Origin of the sequence: Mesorhizobium sp. M2A.F.Ca.ET.042.01.1.1 (genome assembly GCF_003997405.1) — a bacterium.
Classification (GTDB): Bacteria; Pseudomonadota; Alphaproteobacteria; order Rhizobiales; family Rhizobiaceae; genus Mesorhizobium.
Window position 1 is genome coordinate 1 of sequence record NZ_RZRX01000233.1, and the last position, 10390, is coordinate 10390.

Annotated in this window: 9 protein-coding genes and 1 pseudogene; 4 read left to right on the plus strand and 6 right to left on the minus strand. The window is 65.2% G+C overall.

The features are described from left to right. The coding region (locus tag EOA23_RS26950) for an FAD-binding oxidoreductase (RefSeq protein ID WP_145966491.1) at window positions 1–862 on the plus strand (862 nt) is incomplete at its 5' end. A gap of 185 nt (window positions 863–1047) precedes the next feature. After that, entirely contained in the window at window positions 1048–1614 is a 567-nt protein-coding gene (locus EOA23_RS26955) for a DUF6101 family protein (RefSeq protein WP_126078596.1), read from the plus strand. Between the two features lie 164 nt (window positions 1615–1778). Here EOA23_RS26955 and ubiA read toward each other — a convergent pair whose 3' ends face one another. Both ubiA and EOA23_RS26965 read right to left on the minus strand, forming a co-directional pair. Then, window positions 1779–2762: a 4-hydroxybenzoate octaprenyltransferase gene (gene ubiA, locus EOA23_RS26960; RefSeq protein ID WP_127306385.1), complete on the minus strand. Its 984-nt coding sequence runs from the start codon at window positions 2760–2762 to the stop codon at window positions 1779–1781. A gap of 66 nt (window positions 2763–2828) precedes the next feature. Continuing rightward, the gene (locus tag EOA23_RS26965) at window positions 2829–3740 is read right to left on the minus strand and encodes a LysR family transcriptional regulator (protein WP_127306379.1); all 912 of its coding nucleotides are present in this window, start codon (window positions 3738–3740) and stop codon (window positions 2829–2831) included. 90 nt (window positions 3741–3830) lie between these two features. Between EOA23_RS26965 and EOA23_RS26970 the strand changes: the two genes are divergently transcribed. Both EOA23_RS26970 and purD read left to right on the plus strand, forming a co-directional pair. Continuing rightward, window positions 3831–4625: a phytanoyl-CoA dioxygenase family protein gene (locus tag EOA23_RS26970; RefSeq protein ID WP_189341717.1), complete on the plus strand. Its 795-nt coding sequence runs from the start codon at window positions 3831–3833 to the stop codon at window positions 4623–4625. A 154-nt stretch (window positions 4626–4779) separates the two neighbouring features. Continuing rightward, a complete protein-coding gene (gene purD, locus EOA23_RS26975) occupies window positions 4780–6060 on the plus strand; it encodes a phosphoribosylamine--glycine ligase (protein ID WP_127306381.1) in 1281 nt (426 codons plus the stop codon). Between the two features lie 7 nt (window positions 6061–6067). On the opposite strand, the gene EOA23_RS26980 is transcribed toward purD, so the two are convergent. The 4 genes and pseudogenes from EOA23_RS26980 to EOA23_RS26995 form a co-directional block, all read right to left on the minus strand. Continuing rightward, window positions 6068–7438: an alpha-glucosidase/alpha-galactosidase gene (locus tag EOA23_RS26980; RefSeq protein WP_127306382.1), complete on the minus strand. Its 1371-nt coding sequence runs from the start codon at window positions 7436–7438 to the stop codon at window positions 6068–6070. 21 nt (window positions 7439–7459) lie between these two features. Beyond that, window positions 7460–9130, minus strand: a complete 1671-nt coding sequence (locus tag EOA23_RS26985; RefSeq protein WP_127306383.1) for an ABC transporter ATP-binding protein — start codon at window positions 9128–9130, stop codon at window positions 7460–7462. A gap of 10 nt (window positions 9131–9140) precedes the next feature. Continuing rightward, window positions 9141–10280: an ABC transporter permease gene (locus tag EOA23_RS26990; protein ID WP_127306384.1), complete on the minus strand. Its 1140-nt coding sequence runs from the start codon at window positions 10278–10280 to the stop codon at window positions 9141–9143. Beyond that, window positions 10281–10390: pseudogene (locus tag EOA23_RS26995) on the minus strand (ABC transporter permease); the annotation flags it as partial.

The window sequence follows — 10390 nt, forward strand, 5'->3', positions numbered from 1 at the left end:
GAAGAAGGACAACACCGGCTACGACCTGAAGAACCTCTTCGTTGGCGCCGAAGGCACGCTCGGCGTCATCACCGCCGCGGTGCTGAAGCTGTTCCCGAAGCCGAAGGGCAGGGAGGTCGCCTTTGCCGGGCTGCCGTCATCCCCACACGACGCGTTGTCGCTGTTCACCCTGGCGATGGACAGGGCCGGCGCTTCGCTCACCGCTTTCGAGCTGATCGCCAGAAGGCCTTACGATTTCACGCTGAAGCACGGGCAAGGCATCACGCGGCCTCTGGCCGACGACTGGCCCTGGTATGTGCTGATGCAGATCTCGTCCGGACGCTCCGAGGAGGACGGCAAGGCGCTGATCGAGGAGGTCCTGTCAGCCGGCCTTGAGCAAGGCATCGTCGGCGACGCGGTGGTGTCGGCAAGCCTGGCCCAGGGCGACGCCTTCTGGAATTTCCGCGAGACGCTGCCCGAATGCCAGAAGCCCGAGGGCGCCTCGATCAAGCACGACATCTCCGTGCCGATCGCCTCGATCCCCGACTTCATAGATAAGGCGGCCGGCGTGGTGGAAGGCGTCTGCCCCGGCGCGCGCGTGGTCTGCTTCGGCCATATGGGCGACGGCAATCTTCACTACAACATCTCGCGGCCCGTGGACTGGCAGGACGAGCCGTTCCTCGAGCTCTACCACCCGATGAACAAGGCCGTGCATGATGTCGTGCGCTCCTTCCACGGCTCGATCTCGGCCGAGCACGGCATAGGTCAGTTGAAGCGCGACGAGCTCATCGCCACGGCGCCGCCGATGGCCATCGACCTGATGCGCCGGGTGAAGGCCGCCTTCGATCCCGCAGGCATCATGAATCCCGGTAAGGTTATCTGATCCTTCCCATATCTGGTGGGCGGTCGCATTCCGATAACCATCGGCTCCGATCAGCAAAATTTAACCGACTTTCTTAAGCGCGCCGGTAAGAAGCCAGCGCTAACATTTCTTCCCATAACGAGGCCGGAAAAACCGGCCCTGAGAGAACCGGAAAACGGCCCTCAGGAGTAACAGGGAAGACATCGATGAACACTGGACTGAAGCCAGTCTGGGCCGGGCGCAACATGCGTCTCGACCCGTTTCGCCTGCCGCAGATGGTGAGCTATGCCACCCGCGACGACTATGGCGATGTGACCTTCACCATCGACCAGCGTGGCGCCGTCATCCGCCGCATGCTGGAGATGAGCGGCTTGCCGGCGATCATCGCGCTGCCCGCCAAGGCGTTCCGCGGCGTGGCCGCCCGCGCCATGGAGGATCCGGACGGCAACGTCACCGTGACGCTCGAGCTCCTGCACAATGATCCGATGCTGTCGGTGCCGCTGCTGGTCGCCGACGATCTCGAGGATGTCGCCGCCGACTGGCGCGCCTGGGCCGATGCCTATCGCCTGCCGATGCTGCTGATCGAGGCCGACGGCATCGCCCGTACGCTGGAAGAATCGCTCGGCGCCGCCATCAAGGCGCTGCCGCCGCAGGAGCGCCGCAAGGGCCGCGTCTCCACCACGCGCCGCCCGCGCTTCCTCGCCCGCCGCAAGGCCGGCAATCTGGGCCTGAGGCTCGTCATCGACGGCCAGGAGATCATTGCAAGGGAGTAGCAGCGATTTTTCCTTCTCCCTTGTGGGAGAAGGTGGATCGGCGCGCAGCGCCGAGACGGATGAGGGGTGTTCCAGCGGAGTGAGACGCTGGCTGTCCCTGGAACACCCCTCATCCGTCGCCTTCGGCGACACCTTCTCCCACAAGGGGAGAAGGGGGAGCCCCGCTACACCATCGGCTTTAGCCATATCCAAACCGAACCGCCGATCAGCCCCAGGAAGATCAGCCAGCCGACCTGGTTGTTCGACTTGAACAGCTTCAGGCACTGGTCCGGATTGTTGATGTCGAGCCGGATGATCTGGCGCCCCATATGCGCGCCGGCGGCGATCAGTCCCGCCAGCGCCACGATCGGCACCTGCGCCGAGGCGAAGGCGATGGCGAAGCAGATCAGCGCGCCGCCATAGAGCCCGCTAAGCCACATCTTGGTGTTGTCGCCGAAGAGCCGCGCCGTCGAGCGCACGCCGACGATGGCGTCGTCTTCCTTGTCCTGATGCGCGTAGATCGTGTCGTAGCCGATCACCCACAGGATCGAGCCGATATAGAGCATGATCGCCGGGTCATCGATGTCGCCGAACTCGGCCGCCCAACCCATCAGCGCGCCCCAGGAGAAGGCGAGCCCCAGCACGAATTGCGGCCAGTTGGTGATGCGCTTCATGAACGGATAGACCGCGACGATCACGAGCGAGGCGATGCCGAGCGGAATGGCGAAGCTGTTGAACTGCAGCAGCACCGCCAAGCCCACCAGCGCCTGGATGATGACGAATATCCAGGCCTGGCGGCGCGTCACCTTGCCGGCTGGCAGCGGCCGCGAGCGGGTGCGCTCGACCTGGTTGTCGATGTCCTCGTCGGCGAGGTCGTTATAGGTGCAGCCGGCGCCGCGCATTGCGACCGCGCCGATGAAGAACAAAAGCAAGTACCAGGGCGCTGGAAGCAGCGTCAGCAGCGGGTCGGTCGGGCGCGGATAGGCGCCCGCGGCAAGCGCTGCCGACCACCAGCAGGGCCATAAAAGGAGTTGCCAGCCGATCGGCCGGTCCCAGCGCGCAAGCTGCGCGTAAGGCCACAGCCAGCGCGGCAGCACCCGGTAGACCCAATGGCCGCTCGGCGCGTCGGCGACGCGGCCCTGGATCGCTTTCGACTGGACGGTTTCCATCACGCTGGAGTGGCAGCAGCAGGCAGCGCCGTCAAGCGGCCGTGGTGTCGCTCAAGCGCCGAAAACTCAGGCGGTGAAAACATCGTGACCGGCAAACCATGCCTTGGCGACCTCGATGAAGGCCGTGGCCGCCTTCGACAGGCGCTGGCGTGTGTCATGCGTCAGGATGATGCGCTGCATCGGCAGCGGATCTGAGAGCGGCTTTAAGACCAGCGGCAGCCCGTCATAGCTGCGGTCGCCATGGGGCCTGGTATAGCTGACGGCGACGCCGAAGCCGTTGGCCACCATGGAGCGCTGCAATTCGAACGAGCTGGTCGTTGTCCTGGCGATCGGCGACAGGCCGCGGCTGAGGAAAAGGTCCAGCATATGCTGCCAGCTATGCGGCTGGTCGGTGGTGATCAGCGGATGCTGCGCAAGCTCGGCCAGGCTGACGGCATGCTTGTCCGCCAGCACGTGGCCGGCCGGCAGAAGCGCGTGCGGCCGCAATTCATGCAGGAGAATGCGCTTGAAATGGCCTGGAAGGCCGAGATCATAGGTGAGGCCGAGGTCGACGGCGCTGTCGGCCAGGCGCCGCCCCAGCGTCTCGAATGTCTCGTCGCCGATGACGACGGTGACGGCCGGGCAGCGTTCTGCGAAGGCGCGCATCAGCGCCGGCGCGAAATAGGGCGCCAGGTCCTCGAAGCAGCCGAGCACCAGCTCGCCGCCGATATCGGCGTCGCGCGATCCGAGCGCCGCCAGCTCGTCCGCCTCGCCCAACACCTGCCTTGCCTTGGCGACGGCCCTGCGGCCGAAGGATGTCAGCGCAACGCCGCTGCCGCGCTGGCGCACGAAGAGCTTCTGGCCGAGCGCGTCCTCGACATGGTCGATCGCCACCGAGATCGAAGGCTGCGACACGTTCAGCGCCTGGGCCGCCATGGTGACGCTGCCATGGCGGGCGACGGCGACGACATAGCGCAACTGCGTGAGTGTGAACTTCATAGGTCAAAACTATAAGTAGGATGACAAGTTATTATTTTACGTAATGTGGGGCTCTTGCGATAGTCGGTCATCGACAAGCAGGAGAGCACGATGGCCAGCCCGAAGATCGACGCCGCGACGATTGCCGACTACCAGCGTGACGGCGCGATCTGCATCCGCGGCGCCTTCAAGGACTGGGTCGACCTCATCGCCGACGGCATCGAGCGCAATATCCAGAACCGCAGCGCCACGGCCTCCGACATCGCCGGCGGCAAGGGCAGCTTCTTCGACGATTACTGCAACTGGGAGCGCATCCCGGAATTCGTCAGGATCGTCAAGGAATCGCCAGCCGCCGAGCTCGCGGCCGCCGTCATGCAGTCGCGCAACGCCCAGTTCTTCCACGACCACGTCCTGGTCAAGGAGCCCGGCACGCAGAAGCCGACGCCCTGGCACCAGGACATTCCCTATTACTTCGTCGACGGCAGCCAGACGGTGAGCTTCTGGATCCCGATCGACCCGGTGAAGGAAGCGACGCTGCGGCTGATCGCCGGCTCGCATAAATGGGAAAAGATGGTGCTGCCGGTGCGCTGGCTGAACGACGCAAATTTCTATGCCGGCGAGGGCGACTATTTGCCGGTGCCCGATCCCGACAACGACCCGTCGATGAAGGTGCTCGAATGGGAGATGGAGCCGGGCGACGCCATCCTGTTCGATTTCCGCACCGCCCATGGCGCGCGCGGCAACATGACCTCGGCGCGGCGCCGCGCGCTGTCGCTGCGCTGGGTCGGCGACGACGCGCATTATGTCGAGCGCCCCGGCCGCACCTCGCCGCCCTATCCCGGCCACGACATGAAGCCGGGCCAGAAGCTGCGCGAGGACTGGTTCCCCGTTATCTATCAGAGCTGAGCGGCCCTGCCTCGTCATCCACGGGGCGGCTTCGACAGTCCCCGGCGTTTGCCCTGCTTTCCCGTGCGCAATTGCCGCCAAAATGCCAAGACGGCTTGACCCGCCGCCTGCGGACCAATAGCGGGTTCGGGGAGACGATCAGCAAGAGGTGGCCATGAACGTTCTTCTTCTCGGCTCGGGTGGCCGCGAACATGCGCTCGCCTGGAAGATCTCTGCCTCGCCGCTGCTGACGAAGCTTTATGCCGCGCCCGGCAATCCCGGCATCGGCCGTGTCGCCGAACTGGTGAAGCTCGACGTCGCCGACCATTCCACCGTCGCCGCCTTCTGCCAGGAAAAGAAGATCGACCTCGTCGTGGTCGGCCCGGAAGGTCCGCTGGTCGCCGGCATCGCCGATGATCTGCGCGCCTGGGGCATTCGCGTCTTCGGCCCGTCCAAGGCGGCGGCAAGGCTCGAGGGCTCGAAGGGCTTCACCAAGGACCTTTGCGCCAAGTTCGACATTCCGACCGCCGCCTATGGCCGCTTCAGCGATCTCAGCTCGGCCAAGGCCTATGTCGAGAAGACTGGCGCGCCAATCGTCATCAAGGCCGACGGCCTCGCCGCCGGCAAGGGTGTCACCATCGCCATGACGCTGGAGGAGGCGAACGCCGCGCTGGAGGCCTGTTTCGAGGGCGCATTCGGCGCCGCCGGCGCCGAGGTCGTGGTCGAGGAATATCTGACCGGGGAGGAGGCGAGCTTCTTCTGCCTTTGCGACGGCGCCACGGCCCTGCCCTTCGGCACCGCGCAGGACCACAAGCGCGTCGGCGACGGCGATACCGGGCCGAACACCGGCGGCATGGGCGCCTATTCGCCGGCGCCGGTGATGAAGCCGGAAATGACCGAGCGCACCATGCGCGAGATCGTCGAGCCGACCATGCGCGGCATGGCCAATCTCGGCGCGCCCTTCGCCGGAATCCTCTTCGCCGGCCTGATGATCACCGAGAGCGGCCCGAAGCTGATCGAGTACAACACCCGCTTCGGCGATCCTGAATGCCAGGTGCTGATGATGCGGCTGAAGGACGACCTGCTCGTCCTCCTCAACGCCGCCGTCGACGGCCAGCTCGCGCATATGTCGATCCGCTGGAGCGACGAGACGGCGCTGACCGTGGTGATGGCCGCGAGGGGCTATCCCGGCACGCCGGAAAAGGGTTCGGTCATCCGTGGCCTCGACGAGGCCGAGCGTGATGGCGCCCAGATTTTCCACGCCGGCACCGCCATCAATGGCGGCGCGCTGGTCGCCAATGGCGGCCGCGTGCTCAACGTAACCGCGCTCGGCAAGACCGTCGGCGAGGCGCAGGCCAAGGCCTATGCGGCGATCGAGCACATCGACTGGCCGCAGGGCTTTTACCGGCACGACATCGGCTGGCAGGCCGTGGCGCGCGAGAAGACCGGCGCGTAACCCAGCTTCAGGCGGCCGCGCTCTTTCGTCCGCCGCGCGCCCAGGCCGGCAGCCAGTCGCCATGCGCGGCAAGCAGGTCGTCGACCAGCGACCAGATCTGGTCGAGGTCGAGCTCGGCCGCCGTGTGCGGGTCCATCATCGCCGCGTGGTAGATGTGCTCGCGGCTCTCGTTGATCAGCGCCCGAACCGTCAGCTCCTGCACATTGATGTTGGTGCGGATCAGCGCGGTCAGCTGCGGCGGCAGGTCGCCGATATAGGTCGGCTGGATGCCGGAGGCGTCGACCAGGCACGGCACTTCCGCCGCGCAGTCGAAAGGCAGCGAGGTGATGCAGCCATTGTTGCGGACATTGCCGTAGATCACCGACGGCTCGCCAGTCCACACCGAGTTCATAATCGAGGAGGCATATTCCCTGGACTGCTCGACCTCGATCCGCTCGGCCGAGCGGTAGGCTTCAGCCTGTCCTTTCCAGCGCTCGATCTGCTCGATGCAGCGTTTTGGATATTCGTCGAGCGGAATGCCGTATTTCTCGATCAGGTCGCCGCGCCCCTCCTTGATGAAATAGGGCGTGTATTCGGCGAAATGCTCCGAGCTCTCGGTGACGAAATAGCCGAGCCGTGTCAACATCTCGTAGCGCACCTTGTTCGGGCAGCGCGGGTTCCAGCCGGGCTTCGGCGCGCGGCCCTCGCGATAGGCGCGCACGAGGTCGGGATAAAGGTCGCGATAGGAGCCGTCCGGCTGGCGATGCTCGAATTTGAGATAGAACGCCATGTGGTTGATGCCGGCCGAGCGGTAGCGAATCTCGTCATACGGAAGGTCGAGATCGTGCGCCAATTCCATTGCCGTGCCCTGCACCGAGTGGCAGAGCCCGACCTGCTTGATCGTCGGATATTTCTCGGCGATCGCCCAGGTGTTGATCGCCATCGGGTTGACATATTGCAGCATGATCGCCTCGGGGCAGACGGCAAGCATGTCCTCGCAGATCTTCCACAGATGCGGCACGGTCCTCAGGCCCCGCATGATGCCGCCGACGCCGAGCGTGTCTGCTATGGTCTGGCGCAGGCCGTATTTCTTCGGCACCTCGAAATCGGTGACGGTGCAGGGCTCATAGCCGCCGATCTGAAAGGCGACGACGACGAAGTCGGCGCCGGCAAGCGCCTTGCGCTGGTCCGAATAGGTCTCGGCCTTGGCTTTGACACCAAGCGTCGCGATCAGCTTGTTGACGACGACGGCGCTTTCTTCCAGCCGCTGCGGATTGATGTCCATCAGCGCGATCGTCGCGCCCGACAGCGCCGGCCGCTGCAGCACGTCGCCGACGATGTTTTTCATGAACACCGTCGAGCCGGCGCCGATGAACGCGATCCTGGGATTCTTTGCCACTTTTGGAGCCTCCGGCCTTGTCTACGCCACCTCGAAAGCGGCCCTGACGAGCCGTTCGGTGTAGGCGGTCTTGGGATTGGAAAGGACCTCGTCGACGGGTCCCTGTTCGACGATCCTGCCGTGCTGCATGACGATGACGCGGTGGCACAGCGCACGCACCACCTTGAGGTCGTGCGAGATGAAGAGGTAGCTGAGGCCGCGTTCGTCCTGCAGCTTGCGCAGCAGGTCGATGATCTGCGCCTGGACCGAAAGATCGAGCGCCGATGTCGGCTCGTCGAGCAGGATGAATTCCGGTTCCAGCGCAATGGCGCGCGCAATCGCGATGCGCTGCCGCTGGCCGCCGGAGAATTCGTGCGGGAAGCGCGACAGTATGTTGCCGGGCATGCCGGCGCTGACCAGCGCCTCGCGCACCCGCTCGACCCGTTCGCGCCGCGTCGCGCCCAGCCTGTTGACGACCAGTCCTTCCTCGATGATCTGGCCGATCGTCATGCGCGGGTTGAGCGAGGAGAACGGGTCCTGGAAGACGATCTGCATGCGCGAGCGCAGCGGCCGCATCTCGCCGCGCGACAGCGTCTCGATCGGCTGGCCGTCGAAACGGATCTCGCCGCGCTTGGCGTCTTGTAGCCTGAGTAGCGCCTGGCCGAAGGTGGTCTTGCCGGAGCCGGATTCGCCGACCAGCCCCAGCGTCTCGTGGCGGCAGAGCTTCAGGTCGAGATCGTCGACCGCGACCAGCTCGCGCCAGTCGGGTTTGAGGAACGTGCCGTGGCGCAGCATGAAGCAGACGCGCACGCCATTCGCCTCGAGGATTGGGCCGGACCCCTCCGGCAACGGCTGCGGCCGGCCATGCGGTTCGGAGGCGAGCAGCCGCTGCGTGTAGGGATGCTGCGGATTGGCGAAGAGCCGCTCGGTGACATTGTGCTCGCGCATCTCGCCATGCTGCATGACATAGACATAGTCGGAGAATTTGCGCACCACGGTGAGGTCGTGGGTGATCAGGATCACCGCCATCTTCAGCTCCTTCTGAAGATTGCGGATCAGGTTGAGGATCTGCGCCTGCACCGTGACGTCGAGCGCGGTGGTCGGCTCGTCGGCGATCAGCACATCGGGGTCGTTGGCCAGGGCCATCGCGATCATCACGCGTTGCCGCTGCCCGCCGGAGAGCTGATGCGGATACTGCTTGAGCCGCGCTTCCGGTTCGGGAATCTGGACATGCTTGAGAAGCTCGAGCGCCCGCGCCCGGGCCTCCCTGCGGCTCACCTTGCGATGCACCCGGATCGCTTCGACGATCTGGCCGCCGACTGTGTAGATCGGGTTGAGCGAGCTCATCGGTTCCTGGAAGATCATCGAGATGCGATTGCCGCGCAGCTTGCGCCGGGCGGCCTCGGGGAATTTCAGGATGTTCTGCCCGAGATAGTCGACGCTCGAGCGTGGCGACACGGTCGCCCGCCGCGACAGCAACCCCATGACCGTGCGTGCGGTCACCGATTTGCCGGAACCGGATTCGCCGACAATGGCGATGGTCTCGCCGCGATAGAGCTGGAACGAGACGTCCTTCACCGCCTCGACGGTGCCGTGCTCGACCTTGAAGGCGACCTCGATGTTGCGGGCATCGATGATGGGCTGTTCATGGCGCGCGGCGTGGTCGAGCCGGACGGCCGGTGCGAAATTCTCCGCGAGCGCGATCGTCGTCATCCCGGCCACCTCAATAAGGATCGACGGCGTCGCGCAGGCCGTCGCCCAGCGCGTTGAAGGCAAACACGGTGACCAGCACGAAGCCGACCGGCGACAGTATCCACGGATAGGTGCCGATGACCGAATAGGTCGCCGTATCCTGCAGCATCAGCCCCCAGGAGATCAGCGGCGGCTTCACCGCGAAGCCGAGGAAGCCGAGGAATGCTTCGAGCAGCACAACCGTCGGGATGGCGATCGTCACCGCGACGATCACATGGCTCATCACATTGGGAAAAATGTGCTGGATGATGATGCGCCGGTCGGTGGCGCCGACCGCCATGGCGGCGCGCACATAGTCGATCCGCGCCAGCGCCAGCGTCTTGCCGCGCACCTCGCGCGACATCTGCGCCCAGCCCAGCGCCGACATGACGATGATGACGAAGGCGAGGAAGACATTGGTGGGCGCGGTGACCGGGATCAATGTCGTCAGCGCGAGATAAAGCGGCAGCTGCGGGAAGGCGAGCACCAGCTCGACGAAGCGCTGCATCCAGATATCGAACTTGCCGCCGAAATAGCCGGAAACCATGCCGACGGTGGTGCCGATAACGGTGATGATGAAGACCACCGTCAGCGCGATCATCAACGAGACGCGCGAGCCGTGGATGGCGCGCGAGAGCACGTCGCGGCCGAACTTGTCGGTGCCGAGGAAATGCGCCGGCTGGCCGTCCATCGACCCGAACAAGTGCCGGTCGGCCGGGATCAGCCCGAACAGCCTGTAGGGCGCGCCCTCGACGAAGAAGCCGAGCAGGCGCGGGTGGTCGTAGTCGGGGCCGACGATCGGCTGGAAGGTAACCGGATCGAGATCGGCCGAGTCGGCCAGCGCATAGATCCTCGGCCGGAAGGTGAATTTGCCGTCCTTGTCATGAAAGCTCGGCACCTGCGGCGGCGCGAAGGCGACATCGGTCGCCTTCGGATCCGAGGGTGCGATGAAATCCGCGAACACCGCCATGACGAGCAGAAGCACGACCAGGAAGAGCCCGGCCATGCCGGTCCAGGAGCGCTTCAGCCGCCGCCAGACCAGCGCGATATAGCTTTCGTTGCCATGCGCCGGCTCGGCTATGGCCACGCCTTCGGCCGGCGGCGGCGGCGGGGAGGGATCGCGCGCCAGCATCTAGCGCTCCCCGAACTGGCGGATGCGGGGATCGAGCAGCACGAGCAGCATGTCGGCGATGATGTTGCCGACGATCAGCGTCGCCGAGAGCACCATCATGAAGGGGGCGG